Genomic DNA, 24,422 nt, shown 5'->3' with positions numbered 1-24,422 from the left:
CCTTAGCATCAGGAGATGACTAGCAATGACTATGGGGCATGAACAGTACGATGTTGTCGTGGTTGGCGGCGGCGTTAATGGCACAGGAATAGCGATGGACGCGGCTGGTCGCAACCTCAAGGTGCTGCTCTGTGAAATGAACGACCTGGCATCTGCAACCTCCTCGAACAGCAGCAAGCTCATTCACGGCGGGCTTCGTTATCTGGAGCACTATGAGTTCCGGCTCGTACAAAAAGCCCTGGCTGAGCGCGAGTCACTGCTCAAGAACTCACCCCATATCATGTGGCCAATGCGCTTTCGGCTTCCCCATCGCCCTCACTTGAGACCAGCCTGGATGATACGTACAGGCTTGTTCCTTTATGACCACCTGGCCAAACGTGAAATGCTGCCCGGGTCACGTTCAATCCGCTTTGATAAGTCAGGGCCATTAAAGCCAGACATCACCAAAGGGTTTGAGTACTCCGACGGTTGGGTTGATGACGCAAGATTGGTCATTCTTACTGCGAAAAAGGCACAGGAGTCGGGTGCAACCATTCTTACCCGAACCAAGTGCGTGAATGCAGTGCGTGGAGACAAAAACTGGACCGTTACCCTACGCGATATGGTCAGCGAAGAAGAGAAAACCGTTTCAGCCAGGGTTATTGTTAACGCGTCTGGCCCCTGGGTAAGCAAGCTGTTTGGAGAAACTCTCTCCATGCCAGCGCCCAAAGCAATACGAATGGTTAAAGGCAGCCATATTGTTGTGCCCAAGCTCAACCAGGATCAGGAAGCCTACATTCTCCAGAACGAAGATGAGCGCATCGTGTTTGTGATCCCATACGAAGATCAATTCTCTCTGGTGGGCACCACGGATGTTGAATACGAAGGCGACCCCAAAGATGCCAAAATTTCTCCGGAAGAGACAGACTACCTGCTGAAGATTGTAAATGCGCACTTTGTCAGGCAGCTGGAACCCTCAGATGTGGTCTGGTCTTACTCCGGTGTCCGGCCACTTATGGACGGTGAAGAAGAAAATGCCCAAAAGGCCTCCCGCGACTACTCGTTTGAGATTGACCAGGCAAAAGGCAAGGCGCCTTTGATTTCAGTTTTCGGCGGCAAAATAACCACCTACCGAAAGCTTGCCGAGGTCGCAACCAACAAGCTTTGTCATTTCTTTCCGGAAGCCGGTGGCCGCTGGACGAAAACCGCAGTTTTGCCTGGCGGTGATTTTGCCACCAAGGATAGCCTTGCAGCAGAACTCAAGCAGAATTTCCCCTGGTTGGCTGACGACATTATTAGCCGTTATGTGAGAACTTACGGCACAGCTTCCCGCGAACTCCTGCAGGGATGCACCTCTATGGAGGAGCTAGGCCAACTCTTTACCGGCAACCTGTATGAGAAAGAGGTTCAGCACCTTGTAAAACACGAGTGGGCAATGACTTCAGAGGACATCCTTTGGCGCAGAACCAAGCAGGGGCTCTACGCATCAACCAGCGATGTTGAAGCGCTTGATGCCTACCTTGAGAAAAACTTATAGAAGTTGGGATATCCGTTCCTGAAGCTCCGGAATCACCTCAGATTCAAACCAGGGATTCCGGCGCAACCAGAGGTTATTGCGCGGGCTTGGATGAGGCATGGGCAGATTTTCTGGCCAGAAATCTCGCCAGTTCCGGACGTTTTCCGTAACAGATTTCTTTGCACCGGGTAAATGCCAGGCATGGGCGTACTGCCCTATCACCAGAGTCAGCGCGATATTGGGCAAGCGCTCAAGCAATGCACTACGCCATGCTGGCGCGCATTCCGGCCTTGGCGGTAGATCACCGGATTTCCCGGTTCCAGGGTAACAGAACCCCATGGGCAAAATAGCCAGTTTTCGGTCATCGTAAAACTCCTCCCGTGTAATCCCCATCCACTGCCGCAACCGGTCACCGCTTGGATCGTTAAACGGCACGCCAGTTTCGTGAACACGCCTTCCGGGTGCTTGCCCCACCACAAGAATTCTGGACTCCGGAGACAACTGCACAACTGGCCGCGGCCCCAGCGGCAAGAAGTCTGCGCACAGATTGCAGGCGCGCACCTGTTGCACCAGCTCTTCAAAAGACAGGTGGGCAAGTTTATCCATCATAGATTCCAAATCACTCCGGCGATTGCATAAGAATCGATTTCCCGTAACCATAGAGCTCAAAATCCAAGGCGGCAAGCAGCCTGAATCGCTCGCCGCAACACCACCAGGTATTAATAATGAACGCAAAAGCAAGCCCCCTACCCCTACCAGAAATTGATATTGAGGAGTTTCGCAAGGTCGTTCGTAGCCGCCGCTCTATCCGGCGCTTCACAGATGAACCCATCCCTGATGCGGTACTTGAGGACTGCCTGGAGCTGGCCACACTGGCACCAAACTCCAGCAATCTGCAGCCTTGGGAGTTTTTTGTTGTCAGAACACCCGAGTTACGAAGCAAACTTGCTGAAGCCTGCCTGGGACAGAATGCTGCGATCACCGCCCCCGTATTGATTGCAATTGTTGCGCGCCCAGACACCTGGAGAAAGCACGCTCGCCTCGCGCTGGAAGAATGGCCAAAAGATGAAAAGCTGCCTGGTATTGTTGAAAAGTACTACAAAAAAATCGCACCTATTCATTACAACCAAGGGCCATTTGGTGTCCTGGGAGTGGCCAAGAAGTCCCTGGGACTGGCTGTAGGGCTGACCCGCCCTGTTCCCCGTGGCCCCTACTCAGTGAACGAAATGAAAGTATGGGCAACCAAATCCACAGCTTTAGCGGCCCAGAACCTGATGCTCGCACTTCGTGCACACGATTACGACTCTTGCCCCATGGAAGGATTTGACGAGTGCCGCGTGCGCAAATTGCTAAAACTGCCCCGCAAAGGGCTGGTCACCATGGTGTTGGCCGCAGGACGCCGAGCTGAGAACGGCGTCTACAACCAACAGTACAGGGTCGATCAAGACACCTTGATTCACTATCTGTGATCTCCGAACACACTGGCACCTTCTTCCGGCGTGCTGACCGCGCGCCGCATCCAGCCAAACAACTCTCGACCAAAGCCTTTTTGATACCCCGATAAGTCTGGCCTCGCGGGTTGCCGGCTTGCGAACTCCGCTTCATCGACAAGGATTTCCAGGGTGCCCTTATCAGCATCCAGGCATATAGTGTCACCATCTTTAACCCGGGCAAGCGCCCCACCTTCGAGAGCTTCCGGGTATACGTGAATTGCAGCAGGAACCTTGCCTGACGCTCCAGACATACGGCCGTCCGTAACCAGGGCAACCTTGAACCCTCTATCCTGTAACACGCCGAGATACGGCGTCAGCTTGTGCAGTTCCGGCATGCCATTGGATCTTGGGCCCTGAAAGCGCACGACAACAACGCAATCTTTATCCAGTTCGCCCGCATCGAACGCCGCTTTCAATTCATTCTGATCATTGAACACCACAGCGGGCGCTTCGACTCTATGGTGTTCTGCCGCAACCGCAGAAACCTTGATCACGCCCCGCCCCAGGTTGCCGTGCAACACTTTGAGGCCACCGTCTGGCGCAAAAGGCTCAGATGCAGTGCTTAGCACGTCCGGACGCAGGCTTTTTCCAATAAATGGCTGCCAGACCAACTTGCCGGATTCCAATGTTGGCATTTGGGTATAGCGTTCCAGCCCTCGCCCTACAACCGTCTCCACATCGTTATGCAAGAGCCCGTTATCAAGCAGTTCCCGAATCAGGAATGGTGTGCCACCGGCTTCGTGGAAGGCATTCACATCTTCTTCGCCATTGGGGTAGATGCGAGTCATGGAAGGCACTGCGGAGGAAAGATCGGCGTAATCATCCCAGTCGATAATAATACCGGCAGCGCGGGCAATCGCCACCCAATGCAGCGTATGGTTGGTGGAGCCTCCCGTTACCAGAAGCGCAACCAGCGCATTCACAATACTTTTCTCATCAACCATATCACCCAAGCCAAGCTCTCCCCCCTGGGGCCTGGATAGACGGATCACTTGCTCGGTTGCGGCACGGGTCAGCTGATCCCGCAACGGCGTGTTCGGGTGAACAAAGGCCGCCCCGGGTAAATGCAGCCCCATAACCTCAACCAGTAACTGGTTGCTATTGGCCGTGCCATAAAAGGTGCAGGTGCCTGGACTGTGGTAAGACTTGCTCTCTGCCTCGAGTAACTCCTCTTTGCCTATCTTACCCTCGGCATAAAGCTGACGAATTCGCTGTTTTTCTTTATTCGGAAGGCCAGAAGGCATAGGGCCGGCTGGAACAAGGATGGTGGGCAGGTACCCAAAACTGAGTGCCCCGATCATTAGTCCGGGAACAATTTTGTCGCAAACACCCAGTAATAATGTGGCATCGAACATGTTGTGGCTCAGAGCTACCGCCGTGCTCATGGCGATAGTGTCCCGAGAGAACAGGCTGAGCTCCATACCGGGCTGGCCTTGAGTAACGCCATCGCACATGGCGGGTGTGCCACCCGCAAACTGGGCCACAGACCCCATGCCGTGGGCCGCCTCACGAATAACATCAGGAAAACCCGCGTATGGCTGATGCGCTGAAAGCATGTCGTTATAAGCGGAAACCATGGCCACATTGGCTTTGTTCATTAGCTTCAACGTGTCTTTATCGCTTTGGCCACAAGCAGCAAAGCCATGGGCAAGATTACTGCAGGAGAGCGCGCCCCGATGCGGCGACTGTGCTTTAAGCTCATTCATCCGGCCAAGGTAATCCTCTCGAGAGGCGCGGCTGCGGTCGATAATTCGCTGGGTAACTTTTTGAACCGTCGGATGCATTTTGAAGCTCCAATATCTGCCAGTTATGCAATTACACTCAATAGTACGTAATTTTACCTTCTTTTTCCGCCATTCATCACTATGACGTTCATAACCGAACATTATTTTGCTATATTTACTACATTAACAACAAAGTTCGAGCAAGAATCGAACAAAACATCCAGATCAGGATCCAGAGTATGACAATTCGTATCGCAATTAATGGTTTTGGACGGATTGGCCGCAACATCCTCCGCGCACTTTATGAAAATGACTACCGCAACCGACTCCATGTAGTTGCAATCAACGACCTTGGCGACGCTGAAACCAATGCCCACCTGCTCAAGTATGACAGTGTTCACGGGCGTTTTAATGCAGAAGTCAGCCACGATGCCGAATCTATCAGCGTAAATGGCGACCGGATTGCTATCACCGCCATTCGCAACCCGGAAGATCTGCCTTGGGGCGAACTGAATGTTGACCTTGTTTTGGAGTGCACCGGACTATTCACAAAGCGTGATAAGGCAGAAGCCCACATCAAAGCCGGCGCCCGCAAGGTTATTATCTCGGCACCAAGCCCGGATGCCGATGCCATGATTGTTTATGGTGTAAACCACAACACACTCACGGCACAGCACACTATTATTTCCAGTGCGTCCTGCACCACCAACTGCCTGGCACCGGTTGCCGATGCGCTACATAAAGCGATAGGCATCGAAAGCGGGCTAATGACAACCATACATTCTTATACGAACGATCAGAATTTAGGCGATGTGTACCATACTGATCTCTACCGCGCCCGCTCCGCAACCCAGTCGATGATCCCGACCAAAACCGGCGCCGCAGCAGCCATCGGGAAAATCATTCCCGAGTTGGATGGAAAGCTTGACGGCCTGGCAGTGCGAGTGCCAACAATCAACGTGTCGCTGGTCGATTTCGGGTTTATCGCAAGCCGGGAAACCTCCATTGAAGAAGTAAATGCTGCGGTAAAGGCCGCTGCTGAATCCAATCCGGTACTAGGCTACAACGTCGAGAAACTGGTCAGCATCGATTTCAACCACAATGCCCTATCCAGCATTTTCGACGCAAACCATACTCGCGTTCTTGGCTGTCATGTAAAAGTCATGGCTTGGTACGATAATGAGTGGGGATTCTCAAACCGGATGCTGGACAATGCTCTCGCACTGATGGAGGCCAGCCAATAAAGGCGACCACTCCGGAACAAACACAAACTTGAACAACATTAACCCGAACAAGCAAGGGACATTATATATGCTCAGGCGTACCAAGATTGTCGCCACCCTAGGCCCTGCCACAGATTCTCCAGAATCCCTGGCTGCCATCATCCGTGCCGGAGTCGATGTTACCCGACTAAACTTTTCCCATGGCAGCGCGGATGAGCATCTTGAACGTGCCCGCAGGGTGCGTGAAGCGGCCGCAGCACAAGGACGGTTCGTAGCTTTACTCGCCGACCTTCAGGGCCCGAAACTTCGGATCGCCCGCTTTGCTGAAAACAAGGTCACCCTGCAGGCTGGGCAAACATTTGTTCTGGACACCTCAATGGACAAAGAAGCCGGCACGGATGAGCGCGTGGGTATCGACTATGAACAACTGATCGACGATGTTGAACCGGGCGACATACTGGTTCTGGACGACGGCCGCATCGAGATGGAAGTAAAATCTGTTGATGGGCACAGCATCACATCAACAGTTCTGATTGGCGGGCCACTGTCGAACAACAAAGGCCTGAACAAGCGTGGTGGCGGGCTCTCTGCTGATGCGCTTACCGAAAAAGACAAACAGGATATAGTCACAGCAGCCCGCATGGGTGCCGATTATGTTGCGGTCTCATTTGTCCGCACAGCTGACGATATGCACACAGCCCGCAAACTGCTCAAGGAAGCCGGATCAACCGCTGGACTGGTTGCAAAAATTGAACGGGCTGAGTTGGCACACAATGTGGACGCTCTGGACTCCGTGATCGAAGCATCCGATGCCGTTATGGTGGCGCGGGGCGATCTCGCCGTAGAAATTGGCGATGCCGAGTTGGTGGGCGTGCAAAAACACATTATCTCACGAGCCCGTGTGCTTAACCGTGCGGTGATTACCGCAACACAAATGATGGAGTCCATGATCACCAACCCCATGCCGACGAGGGCTGAGGTGTCGGATGTTGCAAACGCCGTTATGGATTACACAGACGCGGTCATGCTATCCGCAGAAACTGCCGTCGGTGATTACCCGGTAGAAGCGGTCGAGGCTATGGAACGCATATGTCTGGGTGCAGAAAGACATCCCACAATGCATCAGTCGAAGCACCGCATGCATGAAAGCATGGAACAGATAGATGAGGCTGTAGCCTTGTCGGCCATGTATGCCGCCAACCATCTTACTGGCGTGGCAGCGATCATCTGCATGACAGAAACAGGCGCAACCCCGCGTTTGATGTCGCGCATAAAGTCCAGTTTGCCAATTTTTGCCTATTCAAGGCACCATTCCACACAACACCGGGTTGTCATGTACCGCGGTGTTCAGACAATTCCATTTGATTCAGAGACGATTCCCCCAGAGCAAACCAATGCTCGGGCGATTGCAGAACTACTGGATAGAAAAGTGGTCAATGTGGGCGATTTGGTGGTAATCACCAAGGGTGATTATGTAAATGCCCAAGGTGGCACCAATGCCATGAAGATCGTCAGGGTGGGCTCTGATATCAGCTGATATCAGAGAGACTGGCTCGGGCAATTTCGGTTACCTGAGCCCAATCCTTCCTGGCTACAACATCCTCTGGCGTCAGCCAGCTACCCCCTACCGTGAGCACGTTGCCCAAGGCCAGGTAATCCTTGGCTGTTTCACGACGAACACCGCCGGTTGGGCAAAAAACCGCATCCGGAAACGGACCTCCAAACGCCTTCAAGGCACGTGGACCACCCGCCACTTCTGCAGGAAAGAACTTGAACTCCCGGTAACCCAGGCCATAGCCAAGCAGCAATTCGGAGGCCGTTGAAACACCCGGCAAAAGAGGTGCTTCAGACGTTAACGCAAAATCCAGAAGCGCTTTTGTAACGCCCGGAGTGACAACAAACTGAGCGCCTGCTGTTTCAGCTTTGCGGTACTGATCAACGCAGGTGACGGTGCCTGCACCAACCCACGCATCCGGCAGGGCTTCCCGTACCTGTTTTATCGCCTCAACCCCATGCTCCGTGCGCAAGGTTATTTCCATTACCCGAATACCCCCATCAAAGAGCGCCTGACAAAGCGGCACCGCATCATCAAGATGCTTGATGGTGATCACCGGCATGAGCCGAGACGCTGCCAAAACAGATCTGATGCGGTCGCGGTGAAAGTCGGACACAAGGTTCATGGTTCTCTCCAAAGGGGCTTATGATGGGCCAGGAAAGGCTCAGGGGCTCCAGAAGACCTGGAGCCCCGGCTTCAGGAATCCACGAACGGGCATCGCTAACATGCGGCTGGGCTCGCTCAGTGCTTTCTTCAAGGTGTCCAGTTTGTCGTCGCCCTTTAGGTGCAGCGCAACAAAACGAGCCCTATGCATAAAGGCATAGGTGAGCGTGATGCGCTGATGTGCCTGGGAAGGTGGCGTCATCGCAGCCAAGGTTTCCCGGCTTTCCAGGCTCATTCCATGGGCAAGCTCCGGAGCATCAGGAAATAGCGATGCGGTATGGCCATCATTGCCCATCCCAAGAATCAGGACATCCAGAGGGCGCGTGAGCTTAACAAGCTCAGCATTAGCTGCGGCCAAGCCGTCTTCCGGTGTATCACCCTTCTGCTTGAGAGAAAAAAACCTGGCTGCTGCTGCGTTATTCTGCAGCAAGTTTGCTTTGACCAGCCGGGTATTGCTGGCGTCATCGGTTTCTTCAACCCAGCGTTCATCCACCAGCAATATATCCACCCTGCCCCAATCCAGCTCCTTGTGCGACAAGGCCTGAAAAAATGGCAAGGGAGTGGAGCCACCAGAAACTGCCAGGCTCGCACGTGGTGCAATTTCAAGGCGAGCTTGCAGGAATCCGGCAACTGTATCGGCAAGCTGCGCTGCAACTTGCTGAGGCGTCGCTCCGAACCGAGCTTCTATACCTTGGGGCAAATCCAGTTCAGGCATCTTCATACCAGCTCCTTCCATCCCGCGTGATCATTGCAATGGAGGCCACAGGCCCCCAGGTTCCCGAAGCGTATCGCTTCGGTGGGTCACCACCGTCATTCCAATTCTGGATAATCCGATCAACCCAGCGCCACGCATGCTCTACTTCATCCCGACGCACGAACAGGTACTGGTTACCTTTCATGACTTCCCAAAGAAGCCGCTCATAAGCGTCGGGAATACGCTCTGCTTCAAAAGTTTCTGAGAACGTCAGTTCCAGCGGGCCCTGGCGCAGGCGCATGCCTTTATGCAGCCCCTGATCCTTGGTGAGAATTTTAAGGGACATCCCCTCATCTGGCTGCAACCGTATAATCAACTTATTGTTTGCAAGATGCCTCTGGTCCGGATCAAAAATGTAATGGGGAGCCGGTTTGAAGTGAATAATAATCTGCGACAGCTTTTCCGGAAGGCGCTTGCCAGTGCGGATATAGAACGGCACGCCTGACCAGCGCCAGTTGTCGATTTCCACTTTCAGCGCCACAAAGGTTTCTGTTTCGCTCCTGTTGTTGGCGCCTTCCTCCTCCAGGTAACCCGGAACCGGCTTTCCGGTGCTGGCGCCCGCTGCGTATTGGCCCCGTACCACGCAGGTATCCATCATGTCCGGAGTGATAGAGCGCAGGGCCTTGAGCACTTTAACCTTCTCATCACGGATACTGTCAGCAGACAAGTCAGCAGGTGGGTCCATGGCAATCAGGCACAACAACTGCAACATGTGATTCTGGATCATGTCGCGGATTTGCCCGGCCTTGTCAAAGTACCCCCACCGCCCTTCAATGCCAACACTCTCGGCAACCGTTATTTCAACATGGGAAATATGGTTCTGATCCCACTGGGAAGCAAACAGATTATTGGCAAAGCGCAAAGCTATCAGGTTCTGAACAGTTTCCTTTCCCAGGTAGTGATCGATCCGAAACAGCTGGCTCTCGCTATACACTGCGCCAAGTTCATCGTTGATCACTCGGGAGGATTCAAGGTCATGGCCAATGGGCTTCTCAACCACCACGCGGGTGTTTTCGGTACAGCAACTGGCAGAACTGAGATTGCGGGCGATAACACCATACATGGAGGGGGGGCTTGCCAGGTAAACGATGAGCTGATTGTCATACTCGGTGCGCCAACTGTTAAGCACACCAAATCCCTCCTCATCGTGAAAGTCCAGAATCTGGTACTCAACACGCCGCAGAAACGTTTCAGCTACCGGGCGCTCAAACTCCTCTGGCTTCACATACTTCTCAAGCCTTTCCATCAAATGCTTACGAACCGCTGCCGTATCAAGCTCTCTGCGAGCAATCGCAAGTATTCTGCTGCCATCGGCCAGCAGCCCGGCTCTTTCAAGCTGGTAGAATGCCGGAAACAGCTTACGCTGAGCCAAGTCACCCATAGCACCAAATAGCATTATGTCGCAACGGGTAGTGATTCTGTTGGCCATTAAACACTTCTCTCCGGTGAGTCAGGCGTTAACAAGCGCCCTGTCCGTTGTTTTAAATGTAGTAATTTTATCTAAATAATGGCACCTGGCCCGAATTAAGCCAAGGGGCTTTCCGGAGATTGATACGTTTACTACCCCGAATGCGCTAAAATTTCGGTATAATCACCCAATATTCAAAATAATTTCATCCAGAATTCAGGGAGCAGCTTTGATGGCCGAAAACCGGGCGCATCGTGACGACAATCTTCTGGAGGTCATCCAGTCCAGACTGGAAACTCTGAACAAATCGGAACGTAAGGTGGCAGAGGCAATCCTGCGCGACCCCAGTGCAGCCACACGCTACAGCATTGCAGCTTTGGCCAGAGCTTCAAACGTCAGCGAGCCCACCGTCAACCGGTTTTGCCGGGGCTTCTCTGCAACAGGCTTCCCGGACTTCAAGATCCGCCTTGCACAAAGCATTGCCACAGGCACACCCTATATAGGCCAGAACATTGAGCCTGACGACACCGTTGCAGAATTTGCCGACAAGATCATGCTAAGTACCATGGCTAACCTGGAAAAAGCCCGACAGGCTCTGGACCCCCGCGCTTTGGCAACGGCTATTGATTATCTGATTCAAGCCAAACAGATTAACTTTTTCGGCATGGGCGGTTCCGCATCAGTGGCGCTGGACGCGCAGCACAAGTTTTTTCGGTTTAACATTCCGGTGATGTCTTATGACGACGCACTGATGCAACGAATGGTCGCGGCCGGCGCAAGTGTAGGGGATGTGATTGTGATGATCTCCTACACTGGACGCACCAAAGAAACGGTGGAGATTGCCCGTATCGCCCGGGACAACGGCGCAGCCGTTATTGGCATTACAACCCCTAACTCTCCGCTAGCGGAAGTTTGCACAACCACGCTGGAAATAACAGCTCCGGAGGACATTGAGGTGTATATGCCTATGTCATCCAGAATTATCCATCTTACCGTTATCGATATCCTCGCTACCGGCGTTACACTCAAACGTGGCGCAGACTTTCTTGGGCATCTAAAGAAAATTAAAGACAGCCTTATGCCGACGCGACTTCCGTCAACCCCGGACTGAACGCCGCCACTATGTTTCAGGCAAAAAAAACCCGGGCAAATTGTCCGGGTTTTTTTATTGCCTGCTTCAACCTAGGGTCGGGATACTTCTGCGGTGTTTCTCAGGAACTGCTGGTAAGCCGCGTATTCACGCTGACCTTCCAGTGAGGCCAGGAAAGTACGCAGTTGATCCAGATCAGCACTGTTGTCCTCTGCACTGCCTTCGTTGACCGCATCCAGAGCGACTACAACAACTGCGCTCTGAGTCATCGCAGAGCCATAACTTGGCAATTCCTCAGAAGGCCGGGCCAGGGAGAATGCGGCCTGTACAACCTGCGGATCGACACCCGCAGCATTACGCGCCTGCTCCTCAAATTGCTCCCAGTCACCAACATCAAAAGCATCCAGCGCCTTGCCCTCTTCAAGGCCGGCAATGATGGCATTTGCACGCTCATTCAGCAGCTTCCGCGTTTGGCGTGCCTCTAGAGTTCTGCGTATATCCTCTCGAACGTCATCCAGAGCGAGCTTCTGGGCTTCACGGTACTCTCTCACGCGGGCTACAACGGAGACATTGTCACCCACATCGATCAGCTCAGTGTTATAGCCACCCTCAAGAACATCTTCCGAGAACAACTGGCGAACGAGCCCTGCGTGGTCAAACGGCGCCTGCCCACCATTTTTGGTGACTCCAGTAGCCTCACGAATCTCTAACCCCAGCTCCTTCGCAGGGCCGGCAAGATCATCTGCCGCATAGGCTGAATCCGCCAGTTCTGCACGCACCTCTGCATACTTTTCCTGCGCACGCTCACGGGCAAGTTCGCTGCGAAGCTGCTGCTCCAACTCTGCCAATGATGGAACTTCTGACCGACGAACATCATCCAGGCGGATCAAATGCACACCAAAAGTGGTTTTCACTGGATCGGATACAGCGCCTTTTTCAAGGGAAAACAAGGCTTCTTCGAAGGCTTCATCATAAACGCCGCGGCCCGCATAGCCCAGATCACCACCTTCTTTCGCAGAAACGGTGTCTACAGAGAATTCTTTCGCCAGCTCCTCAAAGCTCTCACCAGCGCTCAGGCGCTCTTTGATCGATGCGAGAGTCTGCTCGGCATCAGCACCATCCTCAATCAGAATATGGGAGGCACGACGCTCCTCACGGGCCAGGTCGCCTGACCTCTGCTCGTAGTAAGCCTCCAGATCTTTCTGGCTAATCTCAACTTTTTCGGCCATGGAGCCCAGGGACAAGGTTATATATGCAGCATCCACCTGTTCCGGCTGCTGGAATGCGGCACTATTACCCTCATAGAAGGATTCTATGTCTGCATCTGTAATCTCGATATCACCAGAAACGGCAGTTGCAGGAATCTGAAGAATACGGAAACTCCGGGTCTGGTTCTGAATCCGCAACAGTTGCGCGGCATTCTCGTTGGCGACCAAGCCACTTTGCATAATACCCGCACGAATCTGGTTGACCACATACTGCTTGCGCATGGCTTCACGGAACTCGCCAACACCCATGCCCAGATTGCGCACAGAAGCCACAAAACGATCACGGTTGAATTGCCCTTCTACCTGAAACTGGGGCATTTGGGTAATCAAGACATCAATGTCGGCATCGCTGAGCGCAAGGCCCTGAGCGTCGGCATCCTGGATAAGAACCTGCTCCTGAATCAGCGAATCAAGCACATCTTTACGAATCTGATCTTCATTCAGCAAGGCAGGGTCAGGACGCTCCATAGCGGCCAGACGACGCTGGCTTTCCAACTGAACTACCCGAAGGAAATCCCGCTCGGTAATATCCTCACCGTTAACTGTTGCCACTTCCGGCTCGCCGGAGAATCCGCCAACAATGGCGTCCATTCCCCAGATGGAGAGGGACACGACCAACAGACCGATGATGATCTTGGCAATCGTTCCTTGGGAATTTTCCCGTATATCTTGAAGCATGTTTCTCCCGAACCCCTGTTAAGGTCGTGCAGTTTTTATATTCTGGCGGCGCTATCAAAATCTGCTGCCGGTGCTCTTAACGTAAAAAGGCGCACCCTGTTGGAATGCGCCTTGAATTCTTCTTGGCGACTCCGTTTTACCGGAGCCACCGGAGAAAGAACCGTTACTTAACGGCGTCTTTCAGGGCCTTACCTGCTTTGAACCCAGGCACTTTGGAAGCCGCGATCTTGATCTCGGCACCCGTCTGCGGGTTACGACCAGTGCGTGCTGCACGGTCTTTAACAGAGAATGTACCAAAACCGATCAGAGTTACCTGATCGCCGCTTTTAAGGGCACCGGTAATAGAGTTGGTCATTGCGTCCAGAGCACGGCCAGCGGCGGCTTTGGAAATATCTGCTGATTCTGCAATTGCATCGATAAGTTCGGACTTGTTCACACTAAACCCCTTCGCTTTCAGGTTGAAGATGTTCTCGGTTGGATTGTTTTTTCTTGGACGTTCTCGACTATCGCACAAGCGGTCGGAGAATTCCATTCTTCGGTTTTCTTATTCCTTTCGGCATTCAACCGGTGTTTGGAATAGGTACACACTGCGCGGGAGCCCTTGGTATTGGCTGCTTCACGGCGAAACAGTTATACCAATGGGTTCTCCGGCGTGTCAACAACTCATGTCGGGTTTAATGCGTATTTATGCGCTCTGCACTGTCACTTTCGTCATCACGGGGTTTACCTGAGCCCTTTTCTGACGGCGAACTGGCCGTGTGCGGCTCGGGTGCATAAGCCAGCGCAATGTCCAATACCTCATCAATCCATTTAACCGGAATTATCTCCAGCGATTCCTTTATATTATCCGGTATCTCTTTGAGATCGCGAACATTTTCATCAGGAATCACAATGGTCTTGATGCCGCCACGATGCGCCGCAAGGAGCTTTTCCTTGAGCCCGCCAATAGGCAAAACCCGACCGCGAAGAGTAATCTCACCGGTCATGGCGACGTCTGCACGCACCGGGATTTTGGTTAATGCAGAAACCAACGCTGTGCACATCCCGATACCGGCACTCGGCCCATCTTTGGGCGTTGCACCTTCAGGCACGTGAACGTGCAAATCGTGTTTTTCATGGAAATCATCTGCAATACCCAAACCCGCTGCACGACTTCTGACAACCGTGAGCGCCGTCTGGATTGATTCCTGCATCACATCCCCAAGCGAACCGGTTTTGACAACTCGGCCCTTACCTGGGGTGAGAGCACACTCAATTGTAAGTAATTCACCACCTACCTGGGTCCAGGCAAGACCTGTCACCTGACCTATCTGATTGGTTTCTTCCGCCAGCCCATAATTGAACTTCCGGACACCCGAATAGCTCTCAAGCATGTCGGGCTCGATCGTGATAACCGCTTTGTCGTTGGCTTCCACGTGCTCGCGCACTACTTTGCGGCAGATCTTGGCAATTTCACGCTCAAGCCCACGAACACCGGCTTCACGGGTGTAATAGCGAACTATATCTCGCAAGGTATCCTCACGCAGCGTGAGTTCATCCTTACGCAATCCGTTGGCTTTGATCTGCTTGGGCAACAGGTAGCGCAGCGCAATGTTGACCTTTTCATCCTCGGTGTAACCCGGAATCCGGATAACTTCCATGCGGTCAAGCAATGCAGAAGGGATGTTCATGGAGTTGGAGGTACACACGAACATGACATCGGAAAGGTCGTAGTCCACTTCCAAATAATGATCGTTAAACGTGTGATTCTGCTCCGGATCCAGCACTTCCAGCAATGCCGACGCCGGGTCGCCACGATGATCCATACCCATCTTGTCGATTTCGTCAAACAGGAACAGAGGGTTTTTAACACCGACTTTGGCCAGTTTTTGCAGCAACTTACCCGGCAATGCGCCTATGTAAGTTTTGCGGTGGCCGCGAATTTCGGCTTCATCCCGCACACCACCCAAGGCCATTCGCGTGTACTTGCGGTTGGTGGCACGGGCGATGGACTGCCCAAGGGAGGTCTTACCAACACCAGGAGGGCCCACCAGACAAAGCACAGGCCCCTTTACCTTTTTCACGCGGCTCTGCACTGCGAGGTATTCAAGAATGCGCTTCTTGACCTCTTCAAGGCCGTAGTGATCCTGATCAAGAATCTCCCGCGCTTTTTCAATGTCGTGACGCACCCGACTGCGCTTTTTCCAGGGTACTGCCAGCATCCAGTCGATATAGCCACGTACTACTGTAGCCTCAGCAGACATGGGCGACATCATTTTCAGCTTATTCAGCTCCGATTCTGTCTTTTTGCGAGCCTCTTCCGGCAGCCCTGCCTCTTCAAGCTTCTGCTCAAGCTCCTCAAAATCGTTATTACCCTCTCCAAGGTTACCCATTTCTTTCTGGATAGCCTTCATCTGCTCATTGAGGTAATACTCGCGCTGACTGCGCTCCATTTGCTTTTTTACGCGGCCGCGAATGCGTTTTTCAACTTCAATAAGATCAATTTCGCCATCCAGTTTGCCAAGCAGAAGCTCTACACGGAGGCGAATATCGAGGGCTTCGAGCAGTTCCTGTTTTTCCGGGATACGCATTTCCAGATGAGCCGCCATGGTGTCGGCAAGACGCTCCAGTTCTTCGATACCCGTCAGGGCGCTGGAGACCTCTGAAGGCACTTTCCGGGACAGCTTTACGTACTTTTCAAACTCTTCTGTGAGGGTCTTCATAAGTACGTCTTCTTCGCGCTCAGGAAGACTCTCTTCCTCGAGCAGCGTAGCGCCACCGGATAAATACTCGGCTTCTGAAACGTTACTTATAGCGGCCCGGGCGTTGCCCTCAACCAGTACTTTCACGGTACCATCCGGGAGACGCAGCATTTGCAATACGGTTGCCAGCGTACCCATTTCAAAGACGTCATCGGGGCCAGGCTCATCGGTGGAAGCATCCCGCTGGGCCACCAGGAGGATTTCCTTGCTCCCTTCCATTGCGGCTTCAAGAGCCTGGATGGATTTCTCGCGGCCCACAAACAGGGGGACCACCATGTGCGGAAACACCACTACGTCCCTAAGGGGAAGCAGCGGGTAGTCTTGCACGATATCTTGGGGTATCCGGGTCATAAGGAATCCTCTGACTGTGTTTCATTCAGCATACCACCCTTCATTGGGGCGACCTCTGAAATTGCAATCTTTTTACCAAACAGCACAACACTATGCCTGTTGATACAAACCATTAAAAAAGGGGCGTTTCCGCCCCTTTTTCAGATTTCTTCAGGTTGTTTGATCAACCCGGCCTTGCAGATCTGATCAATCATCAGGTACGGCTTTGGCATGATCATTATTCGCGTAGATCTTGAAGGGCTCGGAATCGCCCTTGATCACGCTTTCATCAATCACAACCTTGGAGATATCGTGCTCCGAAGGAATCTGATACATGGTGTCGAGCAACGTAGCTTCCATGATAGATCTGAGACCCCGGGCGCCCGTTTTACGCTCCAGAGCCTTGCTCGCAACCGCGCGCAGTGCGTCATCCCGGAAATCCAGCTCCACGCCCTCCATGTCAAACAGCTTTTGATACTGCTTGGTCAGAGAGTTTTTCGGCTCTGTGAGAATCTGCACAAGTGCTTCTTCATCCAGCTCTGTCAAGGTAGCTATGACAGGCAAGCGCCCTACAAACTCGGGAATCAGGCCGTATTTGACCAGATCCTCTGTTTCGACGTGCTTGATCACATCACCGGTATTTTTAGTCTCTTCCCGACTGGCAACCGCTGCCGAGAAACCGATGCTACTTTTTTCAGTACGGTCACGGATGACTTTATCCAGGCCTGCAAAGGCGCCACCGCAGATAAACAGCATGTTGCTGGTATCGACCTGCAAGAACTCCTGCTGTGGATGTTTGCGGCCACCCTGGGGCGGCACAGAGGCAACCGTGCCCTCTATCAGCTTCAGCAAAGCCTGCTGAACGCCTTCACCCGACACATCACGGGTAATGGAGGGATTATCAGACTTGCGTGAAATCTTGTCGATTTCATCAATATAGACAATGCCGCGCTGGGCCTTGTCCACATCGTAATCGCACTTCTGAAGCAATTTCTGGATGATATTCTCAACGTCTTCACCCACGTAGCCCGCTTCCGTAAGCGTTGTGGCATCGGCAATGGTAAAGGGAACATTAAGCATGCGTGCCAGCGTTTCCGCCAGCAATGTTTTACCGCTACCCGTAGGGCCAATCAGCAGAATGTTACTTTTGCCAAGCTCCACATCGCCTTTGCCTTCACCATAACGAAGGCGCTTGTAGTGGTTATAAACCGCTACCGCGAGTACAACCTTGGCTCGATCCTGGCCAATGACATATTCATCAAGCGTATTGCGGATTTCAGCCGGCGTCGGAAGGCGATCACTCGGCTCCTCCTGTGCGTTTTCCTGAATTTCTTCACGGATAATATCGTTGCACAGGTCGACACACTCGTCGCAGATGAACACCGAAGGCCCTGCAATGAGCTTACGGACTTCATGCTGGCTCTTTCCACAAAACGAGCAGTAGAGCAACTTGCCGTTATCGTCGCCTCTGCCGTTTCTTTCATCTGCCATTGAAATACCTCTGATCTCGTTTTGCCGGCGCGCCAGATAAACAGCAAACGCCGGCCAGGGTGATGCAATTACTGCCAGTATTATTTATTCGGCACGCGCTTATCAAGTATCGAGTCTATCAACCCGTACTCTTTAGCCTGTGTCGGATCCATAAAGTTATCGCGATCTGTGTCCCGGGCGATGGTTTCCAGATCCTGGCCTGTGTGATGAGCCAGTATGGAATTAAGTGTATGCCGGATTTTCAGAATCTCGCGGGTATGTATTTCGATATCTGTCGCCTGGCCCTGATAGCCTCCCAGAGGCTGATGAATCATGACTCGGGAATTGGGTAGGCATGCACGCTTACCTGCAGCGCCACCCGCAAGAAGGAAAGCGCCCATACTCGCAGCCTGGCCTACACAAAGAGTTGAAACATCTGGCTTGATAAACTGCATGGTATCGTAAATTGACATGCCAGCTGTCACAGAGCCACCGGGGCTGTTGATGTACAGATGGATGTCTTTATCCGGGTTTTCAGATTCCAGGAACAGAAGTTGCGCCACGATCAGGTTAGCCATGTGGTCTTCCACCTGCCCAACCATGAAGATCACCCGTTCCTTTAGCAGACGAGAGTAAATATCAAACGAGCGTTCCCCACGGGCGGTCTGCTCGATAACCATCGGCACCAGGGCGGACCTGGTATCCATTGCGAGACCATCGATTGGTTTCTGCATCATGATTCGCCTGAACTCCTTATGGATAAATGGGGCGTGGCTTAAAACCACAGCATCTTCAGCTTTTGCGTCTGTTACTTTGCCAGCCTCAAGCCTAGATGAAAACAGCCGGACATGCCGGCTGTTAATTTCATTCGGCCAGCGAGGAGCCAGAAGCATTTCCGGCTCCGGTGCTGTTACGCCGCCAACCTCAGCGCTGGGGCTGCCCTGCCTGAATGGCTTCTTCGTACTTGACCTTCTTCTCTTTGACATTAGCCTGAGAAAGAACATAGTCAACAACCTGGTCTTCCAGAACTGAAGATTCGATCTGGCTCTTCTGCTCCGGGTTACCGTTGAAGTGCGCAATGACTTCATCTGGTTGTTCATACGTTGACGCGATTTCCTGGATCTTTTCGTCAACCTTGGCCGCATCGACTTTCAGGTCGTTTGCCTTTACAACTTCCTGGAACAACAGACCGGTCTTCACACGACGCTCCGCCTGCTCCTGGAAAATTTCCTTGGGCAGCTGCTGGAAATCAACCTGTCCGCCAAAGCGCTGGACAGCATCCTGACGCAAGCGATCGATTTCCTGATCGGTCAGTGCGGCCGGAATATCAAACTCGGTTGATTCAAGCAGCCCATCTACTACGTCATTCTTGACCTTGTTGGACACAGCCTGTTTCAGCTCGCGCTCCATGTTCTTTTTAACTTCTTCACGGAATGCAGCTTCGTCTTCCGCCTCGATACCAAACTTGGTAAAGAACTCGGCATTCAGCTCAGGCAGCTGAGGCTCTTCAACCTCATGAATCTTGATTTCAAACTTCGCAGGCTTACCTTTTAAATCTTCGTTGTGGTAGTCCTCAGGGAACGTCACTTCGATCTCAAGCTCTTCACCGGCCTTACCGCCAACGATGGCTTTCTCGAAGCCAGGAATCATCTGGTCAGAACCCAGGGTCAGCTTATGGCCTTCCGCCGCGCCACCATCAAACTCTTCACCGTCGATGAAACCTTTGAAATCGATAGTCAGCACGTCCTTGTTCTTGGACTTGCGCTTTACGGACTTCATAGTGGCCTGCTGACGACGCAGGTTATCGACCATAGTGTCGATATCCTTGTCGGTGATTTCAGAGGTCATCTTCTCGATTGAGACTTTGCTCAGGTCACCCAGTTCAATTTCAGGAAGCACTTCGAAAATGGCAACAAACTCGAGGTCCTTACCCGCTTCCATGGTTTTTGGCTCAAGCTTGGGCCAGCCAGCCGGATTAATATCCTGCTCCTGCAAGGCCTTGATGTAGTTATCGCGCATGATTTCGCCAACGATTTCCTGGCGAACGCTGTCACCGAAACGACGCTTGACCACGCTCATGGGCACCTTCCCTGGACGGAAACCATTCAGGCGCACTGTACGCGCAGTTTCCTGCAGGCGTTTCTGAACCGCCTGTTCAATTTCCTGGGCGGGCACACCAATCGTCATGCGACGCTCGATGTTGGAGGTCGTTTCTACAGACACTTGCATGGAAGATCCTCAAAATTCAGGTTCGGTATGTGAATGAAATTAAAACTAAAAGACCATTTCAGAGTAAATTCCCGGAAATGACCCAAAATTAAAAGCCGATAGTTTATCACGGTTTACCCTGACGAGAGAATCATCTCCCAAAGGTAGTTTCAGGGATCGTGACGCCAGCGGCACTTGTTAGGCAGGAGTTTGGGACGAAAACTGCAAAATAAAGGGGAAAGAACAATAAAAAAAGGCCCTCAGATTATCTCCAAGAGCCTTTTCAAGGTGGTCGGGTTGGGGAGAATCGAACTCCCACTCCTCTCGGAACCAGAACCTAAATCTGGCGCGTCTACCAATTTCGCCACAACCCGGAATTCTTAAACCTGTACCGCGTTGCCGTATCGTTTAATTGCTGAAACCTGACAGCTACAGCTATTACGGCGCTAACACACTTCGCAAATGCGGATTTCATTACTTTGAAAAGTGGGGTGGACGAAGGGGATCGAACCCTCGACCGCAGGAGTCACAATCCTGAGCTCTACCAACTGAGCTACGTCCACCACATCGGGACATACCTTTCGGTATCTTCGGTAATTTCGATTAGCTGCTGCCTAACCACTCAGCATGCAATCTTTAACTCTATACCTGTTAACTTTGCCTGCAGTTCGGTTTCGATCAAGCCGACGGCGTTAATGGCGCGCCCGGCAGGACTCGAACCTGCGACCCTCGGCTTAGAAGGCCGATGCTCTATCCAGCTGAGCTACGGGCGCTTGACCGTTGGCCTAGCTGAACATGAAGAAAAGTGGTCGGGGTAGAGAGATTCGAACTCCCGACATCCTGCTCCCAAAGCAGGCGCGCTACCAGACTGCGCTATACCCCGTTCAAACTGATCAACTCTTGCTTCAGCAAAGTTGGCGCGCATATTACCGTCGCCAATCCGCTTCGTCAACAAGGAAATGAAAATTATCCTTTAAATCAGTATTTTTCACGCTCCCCCCCTATTCTCTGCTGCAATAATGCACAGAGCACCCCTAATTGGAGTTAGACGACAAGCGTGCGACAATACTGCCCCTTTTATTTCCAAAAGCCAACCGACAAGACGAAACATGAGCGCCAAACTGATCAACGGAAAAGAAATCGCCGCCGGAGTACGACAACAAGTTGCAGCCGGCGTAGAAGCCCGAACCCGCAAAGGGCTCCGCGCGCCCGGCCTGGCAGTAGTACTGGTGGGCAACGATCCGGCTTCCGAGGTATATGTAGGTAATAAACGGAAAGCCTGCGATGCAGCGGGCATCCTGTCCCTTTCCTACGACCTGCCCGCAGATACATCCCAGCAAGCCCTGGAAGCTTTGGTTGATGAACTGAACGAAAACCCTGCGGTGGACGGCATCCTTGTTCAGCTGCCTCTACCCAGCCATCTGGACGCAGACCCGATTTTATTAAAAATCCGCCCAGATAAAGATGTCGACGGCTTTCACCCATACAATATAGGCCGCCTGATGCAGCGCAAACCTGCTTTAAGGCCCTGCACGCCCGCTGGCGTGATTACCCTGCTGGATAGCATCAACACCCCCTATAAAGGGCAGCACGCGGTGATTGTAGGCGCTTCAAACATTGTAGGCCGCCCCATGACCATGGAATTGCTACTCAAGGGCGCCACCACCACTGTATGCCACCGCTTCACGCCAGATTTGGAAAAGTTCGTTCGTGAAGCGGATATTTTGATTGCCGCCGCAGGCAAACCCGGGCTGATCAAGGGCGAGTGGATAAAGCCAGGCGCAACTGTGATTGACGTCGGCATCAACCGTATGGATAACGGCAGACTGCAAGGCGACGTTGACTTCGAACCCGCCGCTGCCCGCGCAGCTTACATCACACCGGTACCCGGCGGTGTGGGCCCGATGACAATCGCTACCCTGCTGCAAAACACCTTGTATGCTGCAAATGAGCTGCATAAAGACTGATCGCTAACTCTCCTGATCATCAAGCACAAAAAAACCCGCCGAAGCGGGTTTTTTTGTGTCAGCCAAACTTACTGGCCGAACTTCTGCTTTGCCTTGAGGCGGTATGCGTGCAGCAGCGGCTCAGTGTAACCGCTTGGCTGCTCGCGACCCTTGAGAACCAGATCCATAGCGGCCTGGAACGCAATGCTGTCAGCAAAGTCAGGCGCCATAGGGCGGTAGCTTGGGTCATTGGCATTCTGCTTGTCCACAACCTGCGCCATACGCTTCATGGTTTCTTCAACCTGCGCGTCGGTGCAAATACCGTGGTACAGCCAGTTAGCCAGGTGCTGGGATGAAATACGCAGAGTCGCGCGGTCTTCCATCAGGCCGATATCGTTGATATCGGGCACCTTGGAGCAACCCACACCGCTATCAATCCAGCGCACAACGTAACCCAGAATACCCTGAGCATTGTTGTCCAACTCCTGCTGGATGTCTGTCGCTGTCAGTTTGGAAGGATCTTCCATTACCGGCACAGTGAGAATGTCGTCCAGGCTAGCCCGAGCACGGCTTTCCAGCTCTTTCTGAATATCAGCAACAGATACCTGGTGATAGTGAGTCGCATGCAGGGTCGCTGCCGTTGGCGAAGGAACCCAAGCAGTGTTGGCACCAGATTTCGGATGACCAATCTTTTGCTCAAGCATAGCCGCCATCAGGTCTGGCATTGCCCACATACCTTTACCGATCTGTGCAACGCCACGGAAGCCTGTCTCCAGACCTACATCTACGTTCCACTGCTCATATGCGCCAATCCATGCTGCCTGCTTCATTTCACCCTTGCGGATGAACGGACCAAGCTCCATTGAGGTGTGCATTTCATCACCGGTACGATCCAGGAAGCCAGTGTTAATGAACACCGCGCGCTCTTTGGCTGCGTGGATACAGGCTTTCAGGTTGACGGTGGTACGACGCTCTTCGTCCATGATGCCGACTTTCAGAGTGAAGCGCGGCAGGCCCAGAGCATCTTCAACACGACCAAAGAATTCATTGGTAAACGCAACCTCTTCAGGGCCGTGCATCTTCGGCTTGACAATGTACACAGAGCCGGTTGCGGTGTTCTGGAACTTGCCGTTGCCCTTCAGGTCGTGAATAGCGATCAGGGAAGTAAGAATACCGTCCATCAACCCCTCGGGCACTTCACTGCCGTCTTTCAGCAAAATAGCCGGGTTGGTCATCAGGTGACCAACGTTACGAACGAACATCAGGCTGCGGCCTTTCAGTTTGATCTGGCTACCGTCGGCTGCAGTGTATTCGCGATCCGGATTCATTTTACGGGTGAGGCGCTCACCACCTTTCTCGAAGGTTTCTTCAAGATCGCCTTTCATCAGGCCCAGCCAGTTGCTGTACGCCAGAGTTTTATCATCGGCATCTACTGCAGCAACAGAGTCTTCGCAGTCCATGATGGTGGTCAGTGCAGACTCCATCAGTACGTCTTTAACGTGAGCTCCGTCGTCCTTGCCAATCGGGTGGCTGGCATCAATCTGGATTTCGAAGTGCATACCATTCTTAACCAGCAGAACGCCGGTAGGCGCATCGGCCGCACCTGTGTAACCAACAAATCCAGACTCGTCTTTAAGGCCGGTTACTTCGCCATTTTGCAACTTGACTACAAGCTTGCCGTCAGCTATCTGATAAAGAGCTGCATCTTTATGACTGCCTGCCACCAAGGGCGCAGAGCTATCCAACAGGTTACGTGCAAATTCGATAACCTTGGCACCGCGAACCGGGTTGTAGCCACGGCCTTTTTCAGCACCGTTCTCTTCGGAAATGGCATCGGTACCGTAAAGTGCATCATAAAGGCTGCCCCAGCGTGCGTTTGCAGCGTTCAGTGCAAAGCGGGCATTCATGATTGGCACTACCAACTGCGGGCCGGCCATGGTTGCAACTTCAGGATCAACATTCGCAGTAGATATGCGGAAATCTACAGGCTCTTCTACCAGGTAACCAATTTCTTTCAGAAAGCTTTTGTAAGCGGCCATATCGAGCTTTTGGCCCTTGTGCTCGCTGTTCCAGCTGTTCAGCTTTTCCTGGATGGCACCGCGCTTGGCCAGCAGCTCACGATTTCTCGGCGCCAGATCGTTTACGATCTTGTCAAACTCCGCCCAGAATTTATCTGCATCCAGCCCAGTGCCCGGAATTGCTTCGTTAGTTACGAAGTCATACAAGTTCTTTGCGACCTGAATGCCGCCGAGTTGTACGCGATCTGTCATCGTTAATTAGCCTCAGTGGGTTAGCCCTGTCCCGGCAGCCGTTCAGCAGCCGGGCTCGAAAAATCGAAGGGCGCATTATACGGGAAGTTCCCTATAAGGTCATTTC

The 24,422-nt window shown here is 52.7% G+C and carries 18 protein-coding genes and 4 tRNA genes; 6 read left to right on the top strand and 16 right to left on the bottom strand.

Going from position 1 to position 24,422, the window contains the following annotated elements:
• The first annotated feature begins 25 nt into the window (after nt 1-25).
• Nucleotides 26-1,516 carry a glycerol-3-phosphate dehydrogenase gene (gene glpD / locus RKA07_RS06415; RefSeq protein ID WP_310965902.1) on the top strand — a complete coding sequence of 497 codons (1,491 nt, stop codon included), beginning with the start codon at nt 26-28 and terminating at the stop codon, nt 1,514-1,516.
• Here glpD and RKA07_RS06410 read toward each other — a convergent pair.
• Nucleotides 1,511-2,104 (bottom strand): uracil-DNA glycosylase family protein, encoded by a 594-nt coding sequence (locus RKA07_RS06410; protein ID WP_310965901.1) that lies wholly within the window; start codon nt 2,102-2,104, stop codon nt 1,511-1,513. The two genes, glpD and RKA07_RS06410, sit on opposite strands and share 6 nt — an antisense overlap.
• A 116-nt stretch (nt 2,105-2,220) precedes the next feature.
• Here RKA07_RS06410 and RKA07_RS06405 point away from each other — a divergent pair, with 116 nt between their 5' ends.
• A complete protein-coding gene (locus tag RKA07_RS06405) occupies nt 2,221-2,964 on the top strand; it encodes a nitroreductase family protein (RefSeq protein WP_310965900.1) in 744 nt (247 codons plus the stop codon).
• Here the strand turns inward: RKA07_RS06405 and edd are convergent.
• The gene (edd, locus tag RKA07_RS06400; protein WP_310965899.1) at nt 2,955-4,772 is read right to left on the bottom strand and encodes a phosphogluconate dehydratase; all 1,818 of its coding nucleotides are present in this window, start codon (nt 4,770-4,772) and stop codon (nt 2,955-2,957) included. The genes RKA07_RS06405 and edd overlap by 10 nt on opposite strands.
• 179 nt (nt 4,773-4,951) lie before the next feature.
• Between edd and gap the strand changes: the two genes are divergently transcribed.
• Both gap and pyk read left to right on the top strand, forming a co-directional pair.
• Entirely contained in the window at nt 4,952-5,956 is a 1,005-nt protein-coding gene (gene gap / locus RKA07_RS06395; protein WP_310965898.1) for a type I glyceraldehyde-3-phosphate dehydrogenase, read from the top strand.
• A 67-nt stretch (nt 5,957-6,023) separates the two neighbouring features.
• Nucleotides 6,024-7,472, top strand: coding sequence for a pyruvate kinase (pyk, locus tag RKA07_RS06390; protein WP_200369361.1), 1,449 nt, complete (start codon nt 6,024-6,026; stop codon nt 7,470-7,472).
• Here pyk and RKA07_RS06385 read toward each other — a convergent pair.
• Genes RKA07_RS06385 through zwf form a run of 3 tightly spaced genes read right to left on the bottom strand, consistent with a single transcriptional unit; the run spans nt 7,465 to nt 10,336 of the window.
• Nucleotides 7,465-8,115 carry a bifunctional 4-hydroxy-2-oxoglutarate aldolase/2-dehydro-3-deoxy-phosphogluconate aldolase gene (locus RKA07_RS06385; protein WP_310965897.1) on the bottom strand — a complete coding sequence of 217 codons (651 nt, stop codon included), beginning with the start codon at nt 8,113-8,115 and terminating at the stop codon, nt 7,465-7,467. The genes pyk and RKA07_RS06385 overlap by 8 nt on opposite strands.
• A gap of 39 nt (nt 8,116-8,154) precedes the next feature.
• The gene (gene pgl, locus RKA07_RS06380) at nt 8,155-8,874 is read right to left on the bottom strand and encodes a 6-phosphogluconolactonase (RefSeq protein WP_310965896.1); all 720 of its coding nucleotides are present in this window, start codon (nt 8,872-8,874) and stop codon (nt 8,155-8,157) included.
• A complete protein-coding gene (zwf, locus tag RKA07_RS06375) occupies nt 8,861-10,336 on the bottom strand; it encodes a glucose-6-phosphate dehydrogenase (RefSeq protein WP_200201012.1) in 1,476 nt (491 codons plus the stop codon). Before zwf ends, pgl begins: the two co-directional genes overlap by 14 nt.
• Before the next feature lie 211 nt (nt 10,337-10,547).
• Here zwf and hexR point away from each other — a divergent pair, with 211 nt between their 5' ends.
• Nucleotides 10,548-11,426, top strand: a complete 879-nt coding sequence (gene hexR / locus RKA07_RS06370; protein ID WP_200201013.1) for a transcriptional regulator HexR — start codon at nt 10,548-10,550, stop codon at nt 11,424-11,426.
• A 71-nt stretch (nt 11,427-11,497) separates the two neighbouring features.
• Here the strand turns inward: hexR and RKA07_RS06365 are convergent, their stop codons facing one another.
• From RKA07_RS06365 to RKA07_RS06320, 10 genes are all read right to left on the bottom strand, one after another.
• Nucleotides 11,498-13,351 carry a SurA N-terminal domain-containing protein gene (locus RKA07_RS06365; RefSeq protein WP_200201014.1) on the bottom strand — a complete coding sequence of 618 codons (1,854 nt, stop codon included), beginning with the start codon at nt 13,349-13,351 and terminating at the stop codon, nt 11,498-11,500.
• A gap of 163 nt (nt 13,352-13,514) precedes the next feature.
• Nucleotides 13,515-13,883, bottom strand: a complete 369-nt coding sequence (locus tag RKA07_RS06360; RefSeq protein WP_494337472.1) for an HU family DNA-binding protein — start codon at nt 13,881-13,883, stop codon at nt 13,515-13,517.
• A gap of 142 nt (nt 13,884-14,025) precedes the next feature.
• Nucleotides 14,026-16,443 carry an endopeptidase La gene (lon, locus tag RKA07_RS06355; RefSeq protein WP_200201016.1) on the bottom strand — a complete coding sequence of 806 codons (2,418 nt, stop codon included), beginning with the start codon at nt 16,441-16,443 and terminating at the stop codon, nt 14,026-14,028.
• 186 nt (nt 16,444-16,629) lie between these two features.
• On the bottom strand, nt 16,630-17,913 hold the full coding sequence (clpX, locus tag RKA07_RS06350) for an ATP-dependent Clp protease ATP-binding subunit ClpX (protein ID WP_200201017.1): 1,284 nt from the start codon (nt 17,911-17,913) through the stop codon (nt 16,630-16,632).
• Nucleotides 17,914-17,993: 80 nt separating this feature from the next.
• Entirely contained in the window at nt 17,994-18,629 is a 636-nt protein-coding gene (clpP, locus tag RKA07_RS06345) for an ATP-dependent Clp endopeptidase proteolytic subunit ClpP (RefSeq protein WP_200201303.1), read from the bottom strand.
• Nucleotides 18,630-18,816: 187 nt separating this feature from the next.
• The gene (gene tig / locus RKA07_RS06340) at nt 18,817-20,121 is read right to left on the bottom strand and encodes a trigger factor (protein WP_200201018.1); all 1,305 of its coding nucleotides are present in this window, start codon (nt 20,119-20,121) and stop codon (nt 18,817-18,819) included.
• 268 nt (nt 20,122-20,389) lie between these two features.
• Nucleotides 20,390-20,474 (bottom strand) — tRNA-Leu (locus tag RKA07_RS06335).
• A 113-nt stretch (nt 20,475-20,587) separates the two neighbouring features.
• Nucleotides 20,588-20,663: transfer RNA gene (locus RKA07_RS06330), tRNA-His, on the bottom strand.
• A 133-nt stretch (nt 20,664-20,796) separates the two neighbouring features.
• A tRNA-Arg gene (locus tag RKA07_RS06325) sits at nt 20,797-20,873 on the bottom strand.
• A 33-nt stretch (nt 20,874-20,906) separates the two neighbouring features.
• A tRNA-Pro gene (locus tag RKA07_RS06320) sits at nt 20,907-20,983 on the bottom strand.
• Nucleotides 20,984-21,209: 226 nt separating this feature from the next.
• Here RKA07_RS06320 and folD point away from each other — a divergent pair.
• Complete coding sequence (gene folD / locus RKA07_RS06315) at nt 21,210-22,067, top strand: bifunctional methylenetetrahydrofolate dehydrogenase/methenyltetrahydrofolate cyclohydrolase FolD (protein ID WP_200201019.1); 858 nt, start codon at nt 21,210-21,212, stop codon at nt 22,065-22,067.
• A 68-nt stretch (nt 22,068-22,135) separates the two neighbouring features.
• On the opposite strand, the gene RKA07_RS06310 is transcribed toward folD, so the two are convergent.
• The gene (locus RKA07_RS06310) at nt 22,136-24,316 is read right to left on the bottom strand and encodes a malate synthase G (protein ID WP_310965895.1); all 2,181 of its coding nucleotides are present in this window, start codon (nt 24,314-24,316) and stop codon (nt 22,136-22,138) included.
• Between the last annotated feature and the right edge of the window lie 106 nt (nt 24,317-24,422).

The organism is Marinobacter xiaoshiensis, from assembly GCF_031631795.1.
GTDB lineage: Bacteria > Pseudomonadota > Gammaproteobacteria > Pseudomonadales > Oleiphilaceae > Marinobacter > Marinobacter xiaoshiensis.
The sequence above is the reverse complement of the archived record's forward strand: the minus strand, read 5'-3'. Positions and strand labels throughout refer to the sequence as shown.